General features: G+C 71.3%; 16 protein-coding genes. 6 read left to right on the plus strand and 10 right to left on the minus strand.

Going from position 1 to position 19,807, the window contains the following annotated elements; translation table 11 throughout:
• Window positions 1–110: 110 nt before the first annotated feature.
• A complete protein-coding gene (locus tag ACFW9D_RS02210; RefSeq protein WP_384616792.1) occupies window positions 111–3,524 on the plus strand; it encodes a protein kinase in 3,414 nt (1,137 codons plus the stop codon).
• A 106-nt stretch (window positions 3,525–3,630) separates the two neighbouring features.
• On the plus strand, window positions 3,631–4,341 hold the full coding sequence (locus tag ACFW9D_RS02215; RefSeq protein WP_384616794.1) for a Clp protease N-terminal domain-containing protein: 711 nt from the start codon (window positions 3,631–3,633) through the stop codon (window positions 4,339–4,341).
• Window position 4,342: 1 nt separating this feature from the next.
• Here the strand turns inward: ACFW9D_RS02215 and ACFW9D_RS02220 are convergent, their stop codons facing one another.
• The 3 genes from ACFW9D_RS02220 to ACFW9D_RS02230 all read right to left on the minus strand — a co-directional run bounded on the left by ACFW9D_RS02220 (window position 4,343) and on the right by ACFW9D_RS02230 (window position 7,173).
• A complete protein-coding gene (locus ACFW9D_RS02220; RefSeq protein ID WP_384616795.1) occupies window positions 4,343–5,266 on the minus strand; it encodes a GDSL-type esterase/lipase family protein in 924 nt (307 codons plus the stop codon).
• A gap of 111 nt (window positions 5,267–5,377) precedes the next feature.
• Window positions 5,378–6,037 carry a response regulator gene (locus ACFW9D_RS02225; protein ID WP_384616797.1) on the minus strand — a complete coding sequence of 220 codons (660 nt, stop codon included), beginning with the start codon at window positions 6,035–6,037 and terminating at the stop codon, window positions 5,378–5,380.
• A complete protein-coding gene (locus ACFW9D_RS02230; protein ID WP_384616799.1) occupies window positions 6,034–7,173 on the minus strand; it encodes a sensor histidine kinase in 1,140 nt (379 codons plus the stop codon). Before ACFW9D_RS02230 ends, ACFW9D_RS02225 begins: the two co-directional genes overlap by 4 nt.
• 227 nt (window positions 7,174–7,400) lie before the next feature.
• Here ACFW9D_RS02230 and ACFW9D_RS02235 point away from each other — a divergent pair, with 227 nt between their 5' ends.
• Window positions 7,401–7,823: a DUF6223 family protein gene (locus tag ACFW9D_RS02235; RefSeq protein WP_384616801.1), complete on the plus strand. Its 423-nt coding sequence runs from the start codon at window positions 7,401–7,403 to the stop codon at window positions 7,821–7,823.
• Between the two features lie 29 nt (window positions 7,824–7,852).
• The gene (locus ACFW9D_RS02240) at window positions 7,853–10,030 is read left to right on the plus strand and encodes an MMPL family transporter (protein ID WP_384616803.1); all 2,178 of its coding nucleotides are present in this window, start codon (window positions 7,853–7,855) and stop codon (window positions 10,028–10,030) included.
• Between the two features lie 55 nt (window positions 10,031–10,085).
• Here ACFW9D_RS02240 and ACFW9D_RS02245 read toward each other — a convergent pair whose 3' ends face one another.
• A complete protein-coding gene (locus tag ACFW9D_RS02245) occupies window positions 10,086–10,991 on the minus strand; it encodes a S41 family peptidase (RefSeq protein WP_384616805.1) in 906 nt (301 codons plus the stop codon).
• Between the two features lie 57 nt (window positions 10,992–11,048).
• Here ACFW9D_RS02245 and ACFW9D_RS02250 point away from each other — a divergent pair, with 57 nt between their 5' ends.
• Window positions 11,049–11,597, plus strand: a complete 549-nt coding sequence (locus tag ACFW9D_RS02250) for an ArsR/SmtB family transcription factor (RefSeq protein ID WP_384616807.1) — start codon at window positions 11,049–11,051, stop codon at window positions 11,595–11,597.
• A 27-nt stretch (window positions 11,598–11,624) separates the two neighbouring features.
• Here ACFW9D_RS02250 and ACFW9D_RS02255 read toward each other — a convergent pair whose 3' ends face one another.
• From ACFW9D_RS02255 to ACFW9D_RS02280, 6 genes are all read right to left on the minus strand, one after another.
• Window positions 11,625–12,356: a dienelactone hydrolase family protein gene (locus ACFW9D_RS02255; RefSeq protein ID WP_384616809.1), complete on the minus strand. Its 732-nt coding sequence runs from the start codon at window positions 12,354–12,356 to the stop codon at window positions 11,625–11,627.
• 135 nt (window positions 12,357–12,491) lie between these two features.
• A complete protein-coding gene (locus tag ACFW9D_RS02260) occupies window positions 12,492–13,265 on the minus strand; it encodes a glycosyltransferase family 2 protein (protein WP_384616811.1) in 774 nt (257 codons plus the stop codon).
• A 122-nt stretch (window positions 13,266–13,387) separates the two neighbouring features.
• On the minus strand, window positions 13,388–14,722 hold the full coding sequence (locus ACFW9D_RS02265) for an ABC transporter substrate-binding protein (RefSeq protein ID WP_384616812.1): 1,335 nt from the start codon (window positions 14,720–14,722) through the stop codon (window positions 13,388–13,390).
• Between the two features lie 79 nt (window positions 14,723–14,801).
• Window positions 14,802–15,764 (minus strand): carbohydrate ABC transporter permease, encoded by a 963-nt coding sequence (locus tag ACFW9D_RS02270; protein ID WP_384616814.1) that lies wholly within the window; start codon window positions 15,762–15,764, stop codon window positions 14,802–14,804.
• A 4-nt stretch (window positions 15,765–15,768) separates the two neighbouring features.
• Complete coding sequence (locus ACFW9D_RS02275) at window positions 15,769–16,695, minus strand: carbohydrate ABC transporter permease (protein WP_384616816.1); 927 nt, start codon at window positions 16,693–16,695, stop codon at window positions 15,769–15,771.
• Between the two features lie 317 nt (window positions 16,696–17,012).
• Window positions 17,013–17,996: a LacI family DNA-binding transcriptional regulator gene (locus ACFW9D_RS02280; protein WP_384616921.1), complete on the minus strand. Its 984-nt coding sequence runs from the start codon at window positions 17,994–17,996 to the stop codon at window positions 17,013–17,015.
• 297 nt (window positions 17,997–18,293) lie between these two features.
• Here ACFW9D_RS02280 and ACFW9D_RS02285 point away from each other — a divergent pair, with 297 nt between their 5' ends.
• Complete coding sequence (locus ACFW9D_RS02285) at window positions 18,294–19,730, plus strand: RICIN domain-containing protein (protein ID WP_384616818.1); 1,437 nt, start codon at window positions 18,294–18,296, stop codon at window positions 19,728–19,730.
• The last annotated feature ends 77 nt before the right edge of the window (window positions 19,731–19,807 follow it).

Raw genomic sequence — 19,807 nt, forward strand, 5'->3', positions numbered from 1 at the left:
ACGCGCATCCGGACGACGTCAGATACTGTTCCTCGCTCCCCCGCGGCAACGGGACCTTCGGCCGCCGCGGCAGGGCGCGGTCGGCCGGTCGTCAGTACGGGGGTACCGCAGTGAACGCACCTTCCTCGGCCGCCGTCTGGGCGGCCGGCGACAACGTCGACGGCCGGTACCGGGTGGTCGGGGAGCTGGGCCGGGGCGGCATGGGGGTCGTGCACCGGGTGCGGCATCTGGCCTGGGGCATCGACATGGCGGTGAAGAGTCCGCGGCCCGACTTGTTCGGCGGACCTGGGGACCAGGAGCTGTTCGTCAGGGAGGCCGAGGCCTGGGTGTCGCTCGGGCTGCATCCGAACGTGTGCGCCTGCCACTACGTGCGCGTAGTAGAAGGCACCCCGCGCGTGTTCGCCGAGTTCGTCGAGGGTGGCAGCCTCGCCGAGTGGATTCGCGACGGGCGGCTCTACGCCGGCGACGCACGGCAGGCCCTGGGCCGGGTCCTCGACACGGCGGTCCAGATGGCCCGCGGGCTCGAGCATTCCCATGGGCGGGGCCTCGTACATCAGGACGTGAAGCCGGCCAACGTCCTGCTCGACGGCGACGGCACCGCGAAGATCACCGACTTCGGCCTCGCCCGGTCGAAGGGCGCCGTGGTCCCGCGGGAGGCGGAATCGGCGCCGGGAGTCAGCGTGTTGGTGCCGTGGGGCGGCATGACGGTCACGTACGCGTCTCCGGAGCAGCTCGCGGGCGGCAGCGTCGGGAGGCGCAGCGACGTGTACAGCTTCGCGGTGTCGTTGCTGGAGATGATCACCGGTCGCGCGTGCTGGTCGGCGGGTTCGGTCGCCGGTCTGGCCCTGGAGGAGTACTTGGGCGCGGCCGCGAATCCGGTCGCCGCGCCGCCGGAGCTGGCCAATCTGCTGCGCCGCTGTCTGCGGCGGTCCGCCGGCCACCGGCCGCCCTCGATGGCGGACATCGCGGACGTGCTGACCGGGATCTACGAACAGGAGACCGGCTCGGCATATCCGCGGCCCACCCCGAAGGCCGCCGATCTCCGCGCCGACGAGCTCAACAACCGCGGTCTCTCGCTCCTCGACCTCGACCGGGTCGCCGATGCCGGACAGGCCTTCACCGAGGCGCTCGCGGTCGATCCGCACCACGTCGGGGCCGTGTACAACGGGGGCCTGCTGAGCTGGCGTACGGGCACGATCACCGATGTCGAGCTCGTCGGGAGGCTGGAGGCGCTGCCGCAGGACACGGAGTCCTCGTGGCAGACCCGTCTGCACATCGCCCGTGTGCATCTCGAGCGCGGAGACGTCATCGCCGCCCGCGAGCTCCTCGACGTCCTCGGGCGCGAACGACCCGGCGACGCCGAGATCCGGGCGGCGACGCGGGCCGCGGCTGGCGGGAGCGCGACCGATGCCCGCCGCGTCGAGACCCGCGCGCTGGGCGAGCCGTTCCGGCTGACGCCACCCGTGGATCTCCTGGCCCGGCACGTGGTCGCCGGGCATCTGCCGATCCGTTTCAGCCCCGACGGACGGCTCGCGCTGAGCGGCCACTGGGACGGCGGGCTCCGCCTGTGGGACACGGCCACCGGCGCGTCACGGCCCGCGCTCATGAACGGCGGCACCGAGCTGATCGGCGTCGACCTGACCCCCGACGGCGCGTACGCGCTGTCGGTCGAGCAGGGCGGCACGGTGCGGTGGTGGAACGTGGACGCCCGCAGGTGCGAGCGTGCCGTCCCTGCGGCCGCCGCTCCGAGGGGGTGCCCGGTACGGCTGAGCGCCGACGCGCGTATCGGCGTGTGGATCGGCGCGGACGGGCATGTCCAGGTGTGGGAACCGCGGACCGGCACCTGCCGGTGGTCGCTGGGGGTCGCCGTCGAGGGGTCGCTGGACGGGTCGCGGTACGAGGTGAGCCCCGACGGACGTCATGTGCTCACCGGCGAGGAGGACGGGGCGCGGCTGTGGAGCGTGGCCGACGGCCGGTGCCGCGCGCTGCCCGCGGGTTCTCCGTCGTCCGCGCTGTGCTTCGGTCCCGACGGACGCCTCGCCGCGGTCGCCTCCGACGACGGGACCGTCCGGGTGTGGGACGTGGAGGACGGCCGGCTGGTCCGCACCCTGACCGGCTCCACCACCGCGGCCCTTCACCTGGCTCTCGGTCCCGGTGGGCGGCGGCTGCTGTCGGGTTCGAGCGCCGATCACACCGTACGGGTCTGGGACGTCGACAGCGGCCGGTGCCTGCGGACCTTCTCCGCGGGCCGGCACGGTATGCGTCACCTCGGCTTCCCGGACGCCGACGACCGGTTCGGCTTCTCCGTCGGCAACCACCCCGACCTGCACACGCGCCGCTGGCGGCTGCCCGACGGCGGGTGTGCCGCCGAGCCCCACGTGGTCAAGCCGCGCGAGTACGCCGAGATCAGCGGACTGAGCGGGCAGGCGGAAGATCTGCTCGCCGAGGCCCGCCGGGAGATGACGGTCGGGCGGCACCGATCGGCCCTCGGCCTGTTGACCCGGGCGCGGGCGATCCCCGGGTACGAGCGGGCGCCCCAAGTCCTGGCCGCCTGGCGGGAACTGGGCCGATCGACCCGTCACGTCTCGCTCCGCGCCGCGTGGTCACGACCGCTCGACGCCGGGCCGCTCCCCTACGGATCCGTCACCGGGATCGGCCTGGCCGCCCACGCCCGGCTAGCCGTCAGCGGCCAGAGCGACGGAACTCTCCGCGTCTGGGACCTCGACAGCGGGGAATGCACCCGGGTGATCGAGGACCACCCGAGCCGCGCCGCCGAGGTGGCGCTGAGCGACGACGGCCGGTACCTGCTGTGCTACGGCACCCGACCGCACGCGATCACCCGCCGGCAACTGGACGGAGACGGGCGCCGTCAGGTGTCCCCGCACTGGGACCTGACGCGGACCGTCCTGTTCACGGGCGACGGACGGCACGCCCTGCTCGGCGGCAGGGAGGGCACGGTCCGCCGCTGGGACCTGGAGGAGGACCGCTGCGTGTCGGCCATCGGTCCCGCAGGCCCGGTCAACGTCATCTCACCGTCCGCCGACGGCCGCCTGGCGGCGATCGGCGACTGCACCGGCGTGGTCGGCCTGTGGGACCTCGTCGCCGGACGGAACCTGCGCACCTGGAAGGGCCCGCGGGAACCGATCCTGTCCGCGTGCCTCAGCGCCGACGGCCGGCTGGCCCTGTCCACGCACATGGTCACGTCCTCCGGCGCGGGCGACGAGCCGATCCGGCTCTGGGACGCCGCGAGCGAGCACTGCGTACGTGAGTTCGCGGGGCATGTGGGCTGGGTCTCCGCGGTGCGGTTCACTCCCGACGCGCGGTTCGCGTTCTCGGCGGGCCACGATCGCACCGTACGGATGTGGGACGTCGCGAGCGGACGCTGCCTGCACGTCCTGGAGGGGCACCGGGAGTACGTCCGCCATCTCGAGATCACCCCCGATCTGCGGAACTTGGTGACGGCGGGCGACGACGGGCTCCGGCTGTGGCAGCTCGACTGGGAGCTGGCGGCCGACGGGGAGTGAATCCGGGAGGGTCCGTAGGGCCGAAGGCGAGGAGCTCTGCCAACCGCCCGACAGTTCAGGCAAGTTCGCCTTGACACTTCGGAAGTGTCAAGGCCTCCTTGCCTCTATGACTCTTCCGGACCTGGACGACCTCATCGCGGAAGTCGACCGGAGATGCGGCAACGCGCTCCGTCCCGGCGACCAGGAACAGCCCGACTGGCTCGCACTGCTGACCGTCGCCTCCCAACTCGCGGGCCAGATGCAGGCGTTGGCAGACGACCTGGTCGAGGACTACGTCGAACACTGCCGGATGCACGGCACCTCGTGGGCGGACATCGGATCGGCGCTGGGGGTGACCCGGCAGGCCGTCCAGCAGCGCTTCCACGCGCCGCACAAGCGCTACAGCCCCGAGACGATGACCGACGACCTCGGCCAGGCCATGACCCAGGTCAAGCTGGCGGCGGTGCAGCACCGCAACAACTACATCGGCACGGAGCATCTGCTGTGGGGGCTGACCGCGCAGGACAACGGCGCCACCCGGCTCCTTCAGGACGCGGGCGTCTCTCCCGACGCGGTCCACCGCTCCGTCGGGAGCCGGCTGAGCATGGGCGCTTCCCAGGCCGCCGAGCGCATCGCCTGGACGCCCTACTCCCGCAAGGCCATCGCCCTCGCCGAAGCGCGGTCGCAGCGCAACGGCTCCGATCGGATCGGCTGCGAGGACCTGCTGGTCGGCCTGGCCGGAGTCGGCCGCGGGGTGGCGGCCGACATCCTGACCGAGGCCGGTTTCCAGCCGGCCGAAGCCGACTCCGGCCTCGACGCCCCGGTCGTCGGCGCCTGACTCAGCAGGAGTGGGCGCTCAGCTGCCGGTAGAGCTCCTTGTGGCCCTCCGCGTCGGGGTGCAGGCCGTCGACGAGCAGGTCGGGGCGGTCACGGAGGGGCTCCCACAGATCGAGGTAGTCGATGTGGTGGTCCTGGCACCAGGTCATCAGGGTGGCGCGCAGCGTGCGCGCCCGTGCCACGGTGAAGCGGAGGCCTTCGTAGTCGCCCGTTCGTGACTCGTCGAGCCAGACCGGTCCGGCGATGACCAGGCGCGCGTTGTGACGATGGGCCGTGGCGGCCAGGGCGTCGAGGTGGCCGGTGATGTGGGGCAGTTCGTCGCCGTCAGGGGCTGCGGCGGAGTCGTTGATCCCCGCGGCCACGACGAGGGTGTCGGGGTGGCGGGGAGCCAGGAGCGGCGGTGTCTGCTCGCTGACATCCGCCAGGGTGCTGCCGGGGATGGCCAGGTTGAAGACGCGGTGCGCGCTCTCGTCGGACGCGATGTGCGCCGCCGCCAGGTGGCCGGCCCAGCCGCCCTGGGGGTCGCAGCGCCCGTAGGCGATGCTGTCGCCGACGATGACGATGCGTGCCGCCGGGCGCAGCGGCTTCGAGTCGAGGTAGGCCCAGGCGGATTCGCCCGAGGTGAGGAGCACGCGGCGGCGCGCGTAGTCGTCGACCTCGTAGTCGTCGGCGGCGGCCAGTTCCCGGTCGGTCAGGTGCAGGACGGCGCCCTCGACCGTGCTGCCGATCCTGCGCTCCAGGGTGAGGTGCACCTCCTGGCCGCTGGTGGCGATCACGGACGCGTCGGTGATCGTGAGGGGCCTGGTCGCGTGGCCGGCGAGCGATGCCGCGGTCGTCGGTACGGTGCGGCCGAAGAGTGCGGTCTGGACCCGCTGGTCCAGCAGCGTGCCGAAGGAGAAGAGGGTGTGGGGGCGGGGCTCGGTCACGGTGCCGTCGCGGCCTTCCAGTCGGAATGATCACTTGATCGCTTCACCTTATCGGCCACCCGCCAGGCCCCTGACCAGGGCGTCTCGCCTCGATCTCCCAGGTCGGCCGTCTCAGGTGCGCGGGGTGACCAGGCCGGATTCGTAGGCGAGGACGACGAGTTGGGCGCGGTCCCGGGCGTGGAGTTTGGTCATGGCGCGGTTGATGTGGGTCTTCGCCGTCATCGGGCTGATCACCATGCGGTCGGCGATCTCGTCGTTGGACAGTCCCCGGGCGGCCAGGGCGACGGCCTCGCGTTCGCGGCCGGTGAGCTCCTCCAGTTCCTTCGGGGTACCGGTGGTGAGCGGTTCGGACACGTATCTGTCGATGAGTTTGCGGGTGATCGAGGGGGCCAGCAGGGCGTCACCGCGTGCGGCAACGCGGACGGCGTGCAGCAGGTCGTCCGGGACGATGTCCTTGACGAGGAATCCGGCGGCCCCGGCGCGCAGCCCCTCGAACACGTACTCGTCGAGGCCGTAGTTGGTCAGGATGACGACGTGGACCTGGGCCAGGGCGGGGTCCGCGGCGATGCGCCGGGTCGCCTCGATGCCGTCGACGACGGGCATCTGGATGTCGATGAGCGCGATGTCGGGCAGGTGTTTCCTGGCGAGTGCGACGCCTTCCTCGCCGTCGGCGGCCTCGGCGACGACCTCCATGTCCTCCTCCAGGTCGAGGAGCGCGCGGAACCCGCTGCGGATGAGGGGCTGGTCGTCGACCAGCAGGATGCGGATCACGGGGTCCGTTCCACGGGGAGTTCGGCCTGGACGGTGAAGCCGCCCTCGTCGCGGGGTTCGGCGCGCAGCAGGCCGCCGAGGGCGGTGACGCGTTCGCGCATGCCGAGCAGGCCGACTCCGGGCACCGGTGCGGTGGTGGGTGTGGCCTTGCCGTCGTCGTCGATGCGGAGGGCGAGGGTGTCGGGCCGGTAGTCGATGCGGACCGACGCGGTGGTGGCGGCCGCGTGCCGGACGATGTTGGTGAGCGACTCCTGGACGATGCGGTAGGCGGTCCGGCCCACGGTCGTGGTCACGTCGTGCCGCTGTCCTTCGATCGTCAGGGTCGTCTCGAGGCCCGTCCTGCCGGCCCGTTCCACGAGTTCCGGAATGTCGCCGACGCCGCGCGGCGGCGCCGTGTCGTCGTCGCGCAGCACCGACAGGGTCGCGCGCAGTTCCCGCGTGGCCTCGCGTCCCGCTTCCTGGATGGCCAGGAGTGCCTCCGGCACCTGCTCACCCCGTCTGCGGGCGACGTGGACGGCGACCTCCGACTGCACCTTGATGACGGAGATCTGGTGGGTGAGGGAGTCGTGCAACTCCCGTGCGATGTGCAGCCGTTCCTCGTCGGCGCGGCGGCGCGCGGTCTCCTCCTGGGTGCGTTCGGCCTCGTCCGCCCGCTGTTCGGCCTGGCGCACCGCCTCTCCGGCGGCGAAGGCGGCGACCAGCCAGGCGATCTCCAGGGTGCTGCGGGCCCGCACCAGCACCTCGCCCGCGGGCCCCGCGCGGAAGGCCAGTGCCGTGAGCTGGAGCGCCACCAGCAGGGCCACGGAGGCGATCACGGTGACGGTCCGGCGCCCGGCCCGCACTGCGCTGTACACCGCGACGAGGTACGCGACGGAGAGCGCGCCGAAGCCCATGGCCTGGTAGCCGACGGCGCACACTCCGGTGACGGCCAGGACCGCGACCGGTGCGCGGCGGCGCGCGGCCAGCGCAAGTCCGCCGGCCGCCAGGAGCACGCGGCCGAGCGCGTCGGGTCCCGGGCCGGGGTGCTCCCCGGTCCACCCGGTGCCCAGCATGAGCCCCGCCACTGCCACGGCGATCGCCCAGTCCCCGACGACGGCCGGGACACCGGTCGGGACGCCGAACCGTCGTATGACCATGCGGGAACCCTAGCCGGGCGTCATGCGCGGCCGAGTCCCGCCGCCGGACGAACTCCCGCTACCACGTCTGCGGTAGCCGGGCGGTGTCTGCGCCGTTCGCGGCAGCCGCGTACGGCGTCGGCGGCAGCCCGAAGTGCGTCCGCCCGCGGGACGACCTGCGGTGGGTCCGGGAGACACGATCCGACGAGATCCCGAAACGGGATGCCTACGAGGAGAAGGAGCACCTCATGTCCGTCCGTCACGTGCTTGCCGCACCAGCGGCCCCGCACGCCTCGGTCCACTCGCTCGCCGCCGACGCCTACGACCTGACCTCGGGTCGTCTCGTGGGGACGAGCGCCGCGCTGGTGGCACTGGCCGGCATGGTCGTCGGGGGGCTGGCGCTGGCCCGATCCGCCGGCCGGGTCGGCAGCGGCAACGGCGGGAAGGGCGCCGTGGTGGCCCTGGTCGCGGGGCTGATCGGCGTGGTCGTCGGCGTGGTGAACCTGGCTGTCGCCGACGGCGGTCCCGGCACCGGGAACGGGGTGATCGGCGGCGTCGTCGCCGTCGTGCTGGGGGTTCTCGCGGTGGTGCTCGGGCGACTGGCCCTGGTGCGCGGACGTCGCACCGGCCGGACGGCCCGCGGCCGCGACTACGCGGGCGCGTCCGAGTGAGAAACGGACGGAGACCCGAGGAGACGATGATGGTTCTCGACACCACTCCCGCGGGCGGGACCCTGGCCGGACTGGGCCGCTTCTGCTTCCGGCGGCGCCGCCTGGTGCTCCTGGTCTGGATCGTCGGCGTACTCGCCGTGGCGTTCGCCGGCTTCGGATACGGGGCTGCCCCCGACAACGACTTCTCCGGTGGCGATTCCCCGTCGGCCAAGGCGCAGCAGCTGATGGTGAAGCACTTCCCCGAGGAGCAGGGGGACACGCTGACCCTGGCGATCAGGGCCGACCGGGGGATCGACGATCCGGCCGTCAGGCGGAAGATCGAGAAGGTCGTCGCCCGGCTGGCCGGCTCACCGGTGACGGGACCGGTGACATCGCCGTACCAGGACCGGAGCCTGGTGACGCGGGACCGTCGCATCGCCCGCACGTCCATCCCGCTGAGTGCCAAGGAGGTGGAGAAGAGCGAGGTCAAGCCCTTGGTGGACGCGGTCAAGGAGGCCTCCGACGCGAGGGTGACGCTGGCGCTGGGCGGCTACATGGCGGAGAAGGCCGAGACGCCGCCGCAGGGGCCGGCCGAGAGCGTCGGCATCCTGGCCGCGGCGGTGATCCTGTTCATCGCCTTCGGATCGCTCGTGGCCATGGGCCTGCCGATGGTGACGGCGCTCCTGGCGATCGTGGGCGGACTCGCGCTGATGAAGCTGGTCGGGCATCTCGTCCCCGCACCGAACTTCGCCCTGACGTTCGGCGCGATGATCGGGCTCGGCGTCGGCATCGACTACGCGCTCTTCATCGTGACCCGCTACAAGGACGGCCTCGCGGACGGCGCCGATCCCGAGAGCGCCACGGCCGAGGCGATCGCCACCGCGGGGCACGCGGTGCTGTTCGCCGGAACGACCGTCGTGATCGCGCTCATGGGCCTGTTCGTCATGGGCCAGCGGCTGATGACCGGGCTGGCCGTCGCCACGTCGCTCACCGTGCTGGTCACGATGATCGCCGCGCTGACGCTGCTGCCCGCGTTCCTGGGCTTCACCGGGCACCGGATCAACGCGCTGCGCCTGCCACGCCGCTCCTCCCGCCGCGACGGGTCCGCCGCCGCACGGTCTCCGAAGCGCCGTACGCTCGCGGAGCGTTGGGCCCGGGTCGTGCAGCGCAGGCCGCTGATCGCCGCGCTCCTCGCCGGCGGGGCGCTGCTGATTCTGGCCGTGCCCACGCTGTCGATGCGGCTGAGCCAGCCCGACGCCAGTGTCCAGCCCCGTGACCGGAGCAGCTACATCTCCTACGAGATCCTCGCCGAGGGGTTCGGGCCGGGCTACGGCGCGCCTCTGGTCTTCGCCGCCGAGATCGACTCGGAGGACACCGACCTCGGCCCCGTCGCCGCGGCGGTCGCCGGAACCGACGGCATCGCGCACGCCACGCCGCCCCGGGTCAGCGCGGACGGGAAAGCCGCCACTTTCGTCGCCTTCCCCACGACGGGGTACCAGGACGAGGCGACCGCCGACCTGGTGCACCGGCTCCGTGACGACGTGCTGCCCGGGACGCCCGGTGGTGAACGGGTCCTGGTCGGTGGTCCGAACGCCGGCACGATCGATGTCGCCGACGAGGTCGGATCGCGCCTGCCGCTGATGATCGTGGTCGTCGTCGCGATGTCGATGGTGCTGCTGATCGCACTGGTCAGGTCCGTCACGATCGCCCTCCAGGCGGCCGTGATGAACCTCCTGTCGATCGGTGCCGCCTACGGAGTGCTGGTGGCGGTCGTGCAGTGGGGCTGGCTCGGCACGGCCCTCGGCTTCCCGGCCGCCATGCCGGTCACGACGTGGACGCCGATGATGATGTTCCCGATCCTGTTCGGCCTGTCGATGGACTACCAGGTCTTCCTGATCTCTCGGGTCCGTGAGGAGTACGCGCGCACGGGCGACACCCGCGAGGCCGTCGCCCGCGGCCTGGCGCGCACGGCCAAGGTGATCACGGCCGCGGCCGCCATCATGATCGCCGTCTTCACCACGTCACTGCTGGGCCCCGACGTCGCCGTGAAACAGGGCGGCCTGGGCATGGCGGTGGCCGTCCTCATCGACGCCACGATCGTCCGGATGGTCTTCGTCCCCGCGGTGATGGAACTGTGCGGCAAGGCCAACTGGTGGATGCCCGGACGCCGTAAGCCGGGACCGTCTGCCTCGGTGCCGGTCAAGGTGGAGGAGAGTGCGGGGGTCTGATGGCTCGTCAGCCCCTGGGCGACGCGACGTCGGCCGGGCGGGACCGGACCCCCGGTCACTCCTTCAGGCTGGTGAGGGCCAAGGTGTGGGCGTGGTTCAGGGCGTCCGTCGCGGTGCAGGGGACATCGGGCCGGACGCCCGTGCCTTCCCAGTTCGTCAGGGAGACGGGGTTGATGGCGCGGCCGACGGGGATCGTCGCTTCGAGGTGGGGGTGCAGGGTCCAGCCGTTGCAGGGGTGGGCGCCGCCGCGGGTCGGCTCGCCGACGACGGTGGCACGGCCGAGCTGTTGCAGGTCGTAGGCCAGTTCCTCGGCGGCGGAGAAGGTGGTGTCGCTCGTCAGCACGTAGAGGGGCTTGGTGCCGCCGAAGCGGGCGCCGGGTACGTGCGGCTGGCTCCAGGACTGTTCGCGGCGGTCGCCGTCGCGCCAGTACATGGTGTTGAGGTGGGTGCGCTCGTCGAGGAGGTGACTGCAGACGAAGGCGACGGTGTCGGGGTCGCCGCCCCGGTTGGTGCGGAGGTCCAGGATCAGGGCCTGCGCGCGGGAGGCCAGGGTGAGCGCGGCGCTCAGCGGTTCGGCGGCCCAATCCAGCGGGAACAGCATCGGCGCCAGCTCCACCACGGCGACACCACCGTCGAGCAACTGCACCCGGGGCGCGCCGCCCAGCGAGGCGTCGAACTCCCGGCGCATGGCGTCCAGGGTGGCCGCGCCCTTCTCGGCCCGGATCGGCTCGGCGTGGTGCTTCAGCCGCAGGTGCCGGTCGTTGTTGACGGACTGCAGGTCCGCCGTGACGAGGCGGGCCAGCTCCTCGGCATCGTCGACGTCATAGGCGCCCTCGGCGAGGCGTCGGCGCAGCACGCCGGTGACCTGTTCGGCTGTCTCGGGGAAGACGTAGTGCTCGGTCAGCAGCCGTATCGTCTCGTCGATGACAGGGGCCGGCGCGAGCTTCGTCGGGGTCGTCATGGACAGGAGTAGAGCACTGCCCTTGCGAAAGCGTCAACGAGTTTAGACACTTTCCATATGCGAGATCAGCCTCCCCATCTGCCGCCTCCCGAGGACTTCCTGGAGATCGGCGCGCCCGAGCAATTCGCGGCGCTCGCCCACCCGTTGCGCCAGCGGCTGCTGTTCGCCCTGGGCCGGCGGCCTGCCACCATCAGCCGGCTCGCGCTGCAGCTCGACGCGAAGAAGGGCAACGTGGCCCACCACCTCAAGGTGCTCCGCGAGGCCGGCCTGGTCCACATCGCCGAGACCCGCCAGGTCCGCGGCGGAACCGAGCAGTACTACCAGCGCACGGCCCGCCGCATGGTCGTCGCCGAGCCTCAAGGGGCGGGCACCGCCGCGATGTTCACCGCGGTCGCCCAGGAGCTGGACCGCTCCCCCGTCGAGCCCCACCTGACGCTGCGCCACCTGCGCCTCGGCCCGGCGCAGGCGCGAGAACTCGGCGAGACACTCACGAGACTGGTCGACGAGACCGAGGAGGACGCGGAGGGTCAGCCGGTGCACGGTGTGCTGGTGGCGCTCTACCGGCAGGCGCTGCCGGGGGACGCCACCAGCACGGATCGGCCGTGAACTCTTCCCGTGTACGGGGCGAGCGGGTCAGCCGAGGTGCCGGGCGAAGAACCTCAGCGTGCTGTCCAGCTCGAACGCCGGGACCTCCCCGTGCCGGCCGGGGTTCGCGTGCAGCGCCTTCTCGGCCGAGCCCAGGGCGTCGAACAGTGCCAGGCTCTGGGCCCGCGGCACCCGTTCGTCGTCCCACTGCACCAGGAACTCCACCGGGACGGTGATCCGCGCGGCGTCCCCGGCCGAGGCGAGCGCCCCGCCGAGCCCCAACACCGCCGCGCGGACCCGGGGTTCGGCAGCGACGAAGGGGACACCGAGCCCGCACCCGAGCGAGACTCCCCAGTAGCCCACCGGACCGGCGCCGACGTGCTCGAGTCGCTGGACCGCGTCCAGGACCGCCCGCCACTCCGGCACGGTCCTGCGGGCCACGAGCGCCTGGAAGCCGGCGATCAGCGGAGCAAGCTCCTCACCGGCTGCCACGCGGGCCTGGTTCTCGGTCGCGATCCGGTCGTACTCCTCGACCTTCGGCCGGTCGCCGTGAGCGGGGACGTCGACCGCCACGACCGCGAAGCCGCATTCGGTCACGAAGCGGCGCGCACGCGTCAGAACGTCGGGGGCCTTCTTGTGCTGGCCGCCGCCGTGTCCCATCAGGACGAGCGGACGCGTCCCGACGGCGCCTTCCGGCGTCCACAGGACACCGGGAATCTCACCGAGGGTGAAGAGCTGTTCACGGACACCGCCGGACGACGTCTCAGAAGTGATGCGCAAAGCGATTCATGCCTTTCGGGATGCCCCTGCGGGTACTCCCTCAGCCATGCGGAGGGAGGGAGGCCCGACCTGTCGAAACGTTGATCGGACTCACCTCCTCGGTTCGCGGCACTGCACGGCGGCAGGAACGTATCACTAGATCCGCGAGTTGCGCACCGACTGCCACACCGCACCGGCCAGCGCCTTCGTGGCGCGCGGAACCGACAGCTGCTCGTGCTCGCGGTACAGCTGCCAGTTGTACGGGACCAGCGACAGCTTGTTGGAGGAGAGCGAGCCCGCCTGGTGGGCCCGGTACACGGCCAGCGGTTCGGCCAGGCCCCGGGCGTCCGCGCCGTCGCGCATGATCGACAGCCACAGGGCGTAGTCCTGCCGCTTGCGCATCTCCGGCATCAGCCGGGTGCCGAGCACGGTGCGGTCGTACATGGCGGTCAGGGCACCGATGTAGTCCTTGACCAGCATGGCGCGGTAGTCGACGTGCGCCCGGGCCCGGATCACGCGCCCGTTCGGCTCGAAGTCGGTGCTCTCGCCGGCGTGGTCCGCGTCCATCTTGAAGTACGAGGTGAAGGTCAGCGGCGCGCTGCCCTCCGCGGCGAAGGCGAGCTGCCGCTCGGTCTTCTCGGGCAGCCACATGTCGTCGCTGTCGAGGAACGCGACGTAGTCCCCGCGGGCCCGCTCGATCGCGAGGTTGCGCGCCTTGCCGGCGCCGCCGCGCTCGGGGGCCGAGCGTGGCAGGACGCGCTCGTCCTGCCGGGCGAACTCCCTGAGCAGCTCCATGGAGTCGTCGGACGACTGGTCGTCGGTGACGAGCAGCTCCAGGTCGGTGTGGGTCTGGGTGAGCACCGACCGGACGGCCGCGCCGAGCGTGGCCGCCGAGTTGTATACGGGCATCACGACGGACACCAGGGGCACAGCGCTTCTCCTTGCGACAGCGGCCGGGACGACGGCCCATTGAAGCATTGCGGCGGGTGCGGGACCGAACCGAGTCCTGTGATGGCTCCGGCCGCCTGTGGGGCGGCCGGGCACGGCCGCGTCTACTTGTTGACAGTGAATCCCTGGTCGTCGCCGTACTTGACGCTCGCTTCCTGCCAGGCCTCGAGCCCGTCGGAGAGCTTGGTCCCGGAGACGTAGGCCTTGCCGACGGTGTCGTTGAAGACGGAGTTCGCGTAGGCCTGGTAGGGGAGGTAGGTCCAGCCGGTGCCGACGTTGCGGGCGGACTCGGCGAAGATCCGGTTGGCCTTCTGCCCTCCGAAGTAGTCGAACCTGGTGTCGAGGAAGGCCTGGGACTCGAGGTCGGCGCGGGTCGCGGGGAAGGCGCCGTCGGCGACGCGCGTGGCGGCTCCGGCTCCGGTGGTGGCGTACTCGGCGAACGCGTAGGCGAGCTCCTTGTTCTTGGCCGCCTTGGGGACGGCGAGCGAGCTGCCGCCGTTCTCGGAGCTCGCGGTGTCGCCCTTCGTCCACTGCGGCAGCGGTGCGACGCGCCAGTCGCCGGAGGCGGAGGGGACGCCGGAGCTGAAGTTGGCGGGCATCCAGGCGCCGATGGAGAGGGTGGCGATGGAGCCGTCGGCCAGCCCCTTGTACCAGGCGTCGCTCCAGGAGGTGATCGGTGCGACGAGCTTCTCGTCGAGGAGCTTCTGCCAGGTGGCGGTGTACTTCTTGGTTCCGGCGTCGCCGAAGTCGATGCCGACGTCGGTGCCCTCGGCCCGGTAGGGGCGGCCGCCGGCCTGCCAGATCAGGCTGGTGGTGGCACCGGCGTCACCGGTGTCGTTGGTGATGAAGAGCTTGGGGTCGGCCTTGTGGAGGGCGCGGGCCGCCGTCACGTACTCGTCCCAGGTGGTGGGGACCTTGATGTGGTGCTTGTCGAAGACCTTCTTGTTGTAGAAGAAGGCCATGGGGCCGGAGTCCATGGGCAGGGCGTAGATGTCCTTCCCCTGGTGGACGGCGTTCCAGGGGCCGGGGGTGAAGCTCTTGGCGTGCCGGGTGGCCCCGTAGGGCGCGAGGTTCTCGACGGACTTGCCGATGGTGAACTGCCCGAGGGCGTAGTACTCGACCTGGGCGACGTCGGGGGCGCCCGAGCCGGCGGCCAGGGCGTTCTGCAGGGCGGTGTACTGCTTGTCTCCGGTGCCCGCGTTGACCAGCTGGATGTCGACCTTGGGGTACTTCTTCTCGAAGTCCGCGGCGACCTTCTTCAGGGTGGGTTCCCAGGCCCACACCGTCACCTTGCCGCCCTTCTCGAGCGCGGCCGCGACGTCCTTGGGGCCGGTGTCTCCCGCCTCACCGCCGGAGGAGCCGCAGGCGGTGGCGGTGAGGGCGAGGGCGGAGGCCACGGCCAGCGCGCCGAGGAGTCTGCGGGGTGTGCGGATTCTCATGGGGTGTGCTCCTGGTGGGAGGTGCGGGTGGAAGGACGGAGAAGGGGGCGTTCGGCCGGGGGTGCGAGAACGGGGAGGGCTACTCCTTGACGCTGCCCGCGGCCAGGCCGGACTGCCAGAACCGCTGCAGCAGCAGGAAGACGGCCACGATGGGCACGATCGTCAGCAGGGAGCCGGTGATGATGAGGTCGAAGACGGCCTCGCCGCCGGCGGTCTGGGCCTGGGCGTTCCAGGCGTTGAGGCCGAGGGTGAGCGGGTACCAGTCCGGGTCCTTGATCATGATCAGCGGCAGGAAGTAGTTGTTCCAGGTCGCGACCATGGAGAACAGCAGCACGGTCACTGTGCCCGGCATCAGGAGCGGCAGCGCGATCCGGAAGAAGGTGCGCAGCTCACCGGAGCCGTCGATGCGGGCGGCCTCCAGGAGTTCCGTGGGGACGGCCTCGGCGGCGAAGACCCACATCAGGTAGAGGCCGAAGGGCGAGATCAGGGAGGGGACGATGACGGCCCACGGGGTGTCGGTCAGGCCCATCTTGCTGAACATGAGGAAGGTGGGCACGGCCAGGGCGGTGCCGGGCACGGCCACCGCTCCGATCACGACCGCGAAGACGGCCTTGCGTCCGGGGAACCGGTACTTGGCGAGGGCGTAGCCGCCGAGGACGGCGAGGACCGTGGCGCCGCCCGCGCCGGCGACGACGTACAGCAGGGTGTTGAGCAGCCAGCGGACGAAGGCTCCGTCGTCGTAGGTGAGGGTGCGGGTGATGTTGTCCCAGAGGTCGAAGTCGTCGGCGAACCACAGACCGAAGGAGTCGAGGAGTCCCTTCTGGTTCTTGGTGGCGTTGACGACGAGCCAGGCCAGGGGCAGCAGGGTGTAGACGAGGACCAGGCCGGTGACCAGGGTCAGCGGGATGCTGGGCCGCGGGTGGAGCGGGGTGTGCGGGGGCCGCTTGCGGCGCCGCGGCGCGGCGGAGCGGGCGGAGGCCGGCTCGGTGGTGTCGGGTCCGGCCGGATCGGCGGCCGCCGGGGTGTTCAGGGAGACGGTCATCGGCTCAGCCCTTCCGCATGCCGCGCAGCTGGACCGCGTAGGCGATGACCGCCGTGACGGCCCCCATCACGATCGCCACGGTGGCCGCGTAGTTGTGCTGCTGGCCGGAGAAGGACAGCGAGTAGGTGTAGAGGTTCGGGGTGAAGTCGCTGGTGATGGCGTTGGGGGCGAGCTTCTGCAGGATGCTCGGCTCGTTGAAGAGCTGGAAGCTGCCGATGATCGAGAAGATCGTGGCGATGACGAGGGCGCCGCGGATCGCGGGCAGTTTCACCGAGCGCACGACCCGCCACTCCCCCGCGCCGTCGATGGCCGCGGCCTCGTACAGCGAGCGGGGCACCACCTTGAGCGCCGAGTAGAAGATCAGCATGTTGTAACCGACGAACTCCCAGGTGACGACGTTGCCGATGGAGGCGAGGACGAGGGACGGGGAGAGCGGGTCGGGCAGGGTGATCCCGAAGGCGTCGTTCACGTTGCCGACGAGGCCGAAGCGGGTGCCGTACATGAAGCCCCAGATGAGGCTGGCGACGACGGCGGGCACGGCATAGGGCAGGAAGACCGAGACCCGGAAGAAGGTCTTGCCGTAGAGCCGGCCGCTGTCGAGTGCCAGGGCGACGAAGAGGGCGATGCCGAGCATGACCGGCACCTGGACGAGGAGGAAGAGCCCGACCCGGGCGAGGCCCTCCCAGAAGCGGGCGTCGGCGAACGCCTCGGTGTAGTTGTCGAGGCCGACGAAGGACGTGCCGCCGACGAGCCGGTCCCGGAAGAGGCTCAGGTACAGCGCGTATCCGATCGGCGCGAGGAACACCAGGGCGAAGACCGCGACGAACGGACCGGCGAACCCCCACCCCACCAGAGCCTCTTTGCGCAGAGGGAAACGGGTTCGGCGGCGGGGCGGCGGGGCCGCCTCCGCTGACGTCGACAGGAGCGTCATGGTGGTTCCTTGCGTCGGTGACCGACCGGTCGGGAACTGAGGAAGAAGGCAGGGGCTTCGGTGCGAAGGGCCCCGGGTGGGGCGGGAGGGTCCGTGCCGACGAGGCATGTTCACGTTGCCATGTTTACGTAATCATCGGCGGGCTCGATGGTTGCACCACCGCCGGAGAGGCGTCAAGCACAAGGGGGCGCCGAACGCACGGAATTCGGCGAAGGCAAGGGCCGTCGAGGGGTACGGAGAGGTGTCAGGTCCGCCCGAAGGCACGGGCGATGGCTGATCGAAGACGTCCTGCGCCCGCGACGGGGGCCACCGCCGCGTCAGACGGGCGGAGGGGCCGTGCTGGCCCGCACCACGAGGGTGGGCTCCACGGCGAGCCGCCGCGGGCCGTTGCCGCGGCGTTCGATCTGCTCGAGCAGCAAGGTCACGCAGTGGCGGCCCACCACGTCGAAGTCCTGGTGCACCGAGGTCAACGGCGGCTCGAAGTAGCGGGCTTCGGGAACGTCGTCGAAACCCGCCACGCTGATCTCGCCCGGGACGGACCGCCCGGCCTCGTGCAGGGCGCGCAGAACACCCAGCGCCATCTGGTCGTTCGCCGCGAAGACCGCCGTGGCGTCAGGGATCTGCGCCAGGGTCCGCCCGGCGAGGTATCCCGACGCGGGGGTCCAGTCCCCGTACAGGGTCGGGCGCACCGGGGCGCCCGCGGCGACCAGCGTCCGCTCCCACGCCTCGGCGCGGCGCCGGGCGGCGAAGGAGTCGCGCGGACCGCTGACGTGGTAGACGGTGCGGTGCCCGAGCTCCAGCAGATGGCTGACCACGCTGCGGGCGCCGCCGGCCTGGTCGAAGTCGACGTTGGGGTATTCGTGCCCCGTGGCGCCGTCGGCGACGACCACCGGCATCGTGGGCGGCAGATGCAGCGACGGGGTGTCGAGCATCTGCGACTCGATCAGCACGATGCCGTCCACGGACTGCAGCATGAGGTGCTGGAACGCCTGCCGGACCGCGGCCTCGGTCTGCGCGCGCACGCCCATGAAGTTGACGGAGAATCCCGCTTCGCGTGCCGCGTCCGCGATGGCACCGAGGGTGCGGGCGTTGCCGTGCGCGCCCACGTCGAAGCTGACCACGCCGATCGCGCCGAACTTGCCGGTGACCAGGGCGCGCGCGGCCGCGTTGGGGCGGTAGCCGAGCTCCCGCATGGAGGCGAGGACCTTCGCGCGGGTCGTCTCGTCGACGTTGTCGTGGTTGTTGGCCACGCGCGAGACGGTCTGCGAGGACACGCCCGCGTGCGCCGCGACCTCCGCCATGGAGGGCCACTTGCGGGGCGGCCGCGAGCGGGGCGTCCTGGTCACCTTGTCCGCCACCTTCGACCGTTCCTTCCCCGGGGTCCGCGAGGGCGCGAGCTCTCACGCCTCACCGCATGTTGACGCAACCACGGTGCGGGGTCAAAAAGCCCGTCCGCCGTCACCCGGCTTCTTGACAGGGTCCCACGCCCCTCCCACACTTCCGGCTACGAGATGTTTACGAAAACATTTCGTGATCATGAAACTCGGGACGACCACACCCGCACCTCTCCACTACTCCCCCACGCGAGGTATCGCGCCATGCGACGCATGATCTCCGGGACGGCGGCACTCGTCTACGCCCTCCTTCTGTCCCTGGTCACGGCGGTGGGCACCGCCCACGCCGCCCCCGTGACCCTCACCAACGGCACGCAGTTCACCGATCCGTCCGGCAACCCGGTGCACGCCCACGGCGGCGGCGTCATCAAGGTCGGCGCGTACTACTACTGGTTCGGCGAGAACCGGAACAGCGACAACACCTTCCGGTACGTGTCCGCCTACCGCTCCACCGACCTGAAGACCTGGGAGTTCCGCCACCACGTCCTCACCGAGGCCTCCGATCCGGAACTCGACGGCGCCAACATCGAACGCCCCAAGGTCATCTACAACAGCGCCACCCAGCGGTTCGTCATGTGGATGCACAAGGAGAACGGCTCCGACTACGGTGAGGCGCGCGCCGCGGTCGCGGTGTCGGACACCGTGGACGGCGACTACGACTGGCGCGGCAGTTTCCGCCCGCTGGGCCACATGTCCCGGGACATCACGACCTTCGTCGACACCGACGGCACCGGTTACATGGTCTCGGCCGCCAACGAGAACGCCGACCTGCACGTGTACCGGCTGACCGCGGACTACACCGGGGTCGAGTCACAGGTCCAGAAGCTGTGGTCGGGCCAGTGGCGTGAGGCGCCGGCCCTGTTCAAGCGGGGCGGCGTGTACTTCCTGCTGACCTCCGGAGCCACCGGCTGGTCCCCCAACCAGCAGAAGTACGCCACATCCACCAGCGTCACCGGCACGTGGAGCGATCTCAGGAACGTCGGGGACGGAACGGCCTTTCGCAGCCAGACCGCCTACGTCCTCCCGGTCCAGGGCTCCGCCGGCACCGATTACCTCTACATGGGCGACCGCTGGGGCAACTCCATGGGCGGCACGGTCAACGACTCCCAGTACGTGTGGCTGCCCCTGAAGTTCCCCACCAGCACCACCATGACCATGGACTACTCCCCGCAGATCACCGTCGACACCGCGGCGGGAACCGTTCGCGGGATGGACGGTCCCTGGGAGACGCTGACCGCCCGCAACAGCGGCAAGTGCGCCGACGTGGCGGACTTCGACACCTCCGACGGCGCGCGGCTGGTCCAGTGGGGCTGCGGCAGCGGCGTGAACCAGCACTTCTGGTTCAAGGACCTGGGCTCCGGCTATGTCCAGATCATGGCCCGGCACAGCGGCAGGTGTCTCGCCGTCGCCGGGGCCTCCACCGCCGACGGCGCGTACGCCGTGCAGCACACCTGCGACGGCTCGCCCTCCCAGCAGTGGAAGGCCGAGCCGAGCGACACACCGGGACATGTACGGCTCGTCGCGCGGCACAGTGGCAAGTGCCTGGACGTCGTGAACCAGTCCACGGCCGACGGGACCGCGCTGGAGCAGTGGACCTGCAACGCGGGCGACAACCAGAAGTGGGCCCGCTCGGCGGTCTGACCGCCTTCGGGCCGGGGCGGGGCGGCCGTCGTCCCGGACCACCCCGCGTCAGCGCTGTGGGTCCCCCGCGGGCGGCG

The organism is Streptomyces sp. NPDC059524 (assembly GCF_042749255.1).
GTDB classification, from domain to species: Bacteria; Actinomycetota; Actinomycetes; order Streptomycetales; family Streptomycetaceae; genus Streptomyces; species Streptomyces xanthii.

Coding starts and splice junctions, on each gene's coding strand:
- ACFW9D_RS02215 (WP_384616794.1), top strand. CDS start 3,631: ATGACTCTTCCGGACCTGGACGACCTCATCGCGGAAGTCGACCGGAGA.
- ACFW9D_RS02230 (WP_384616799.1), bottom strand. CDS start 7,173: ATGGTCATACGACGGTTCGGCGTCCCGACCGGTGTCCCGGCCGTCGTC.
- ACFW9D_RS02235 (WP_384616801.1), top strand. CDS start 7,401: ATGTCCGTCCGTCACGTGCTTGCCGCACCAGCGGCCCCGCACGCCTCG.
- ACFW9D_RS02240 (WP_384616803.1), top strand. CDS start 7,853: ATGGTTCTCGACACCACTCCCGCGGGCGGGACCCTGGCCGGACTGGGC.
- ACFW9D_RS02245 (WP_384616805.1), bottom strand. CDS start 10,991: ATGACGACCCCGACGAAGCTCGCGCCGGCCCCTGTCATCGACGAGACG.
- ACFW9D_RS02250 (WP_384616807.1), top strand. CDS start 11,049: ATGCGAGATCAGCCTCCCCATCTGCCGCCTCCCGAGGACTTCCTGGAG.
- ACFW9D_RS02265 (WP_384616812.1), bottom strand. CDS start 14,722: ATGAGAATCCGCACACCCCGCAGACTCCTCGGCGCGCTGGCCGTGGCC.
- ACFW9D_RS02270 (WP_384616814.1), bottom strand. CDS start 15,764: ATGACCGTCTCCCTGAACACCCCGGCGGCCGCCGATCCGGCCGGACCC.
- ACFW9D_RS02275 (WP_384616816.1), bottom strand. CDS start 16,695: ATGACGCTCCTGTCGACGTCAGCGGAGGCGGCCCCGCCGCCCCGCCGC.
- ACFW9D_RS02280 (WP_384616921.1), bottom strand. CDS start 17,996: ATGGCGGAGGTCGCGGCGCACGCGGGCGTGTCCTCGCAGACCGTCTCG.
- ACFW9D_RS02285 (WP_384616818.1), top strand. CDS start 18,294: ATGCGACGCATGATCTCCGGGACGGCGGCACTCGTCTACGCCCTCCTT.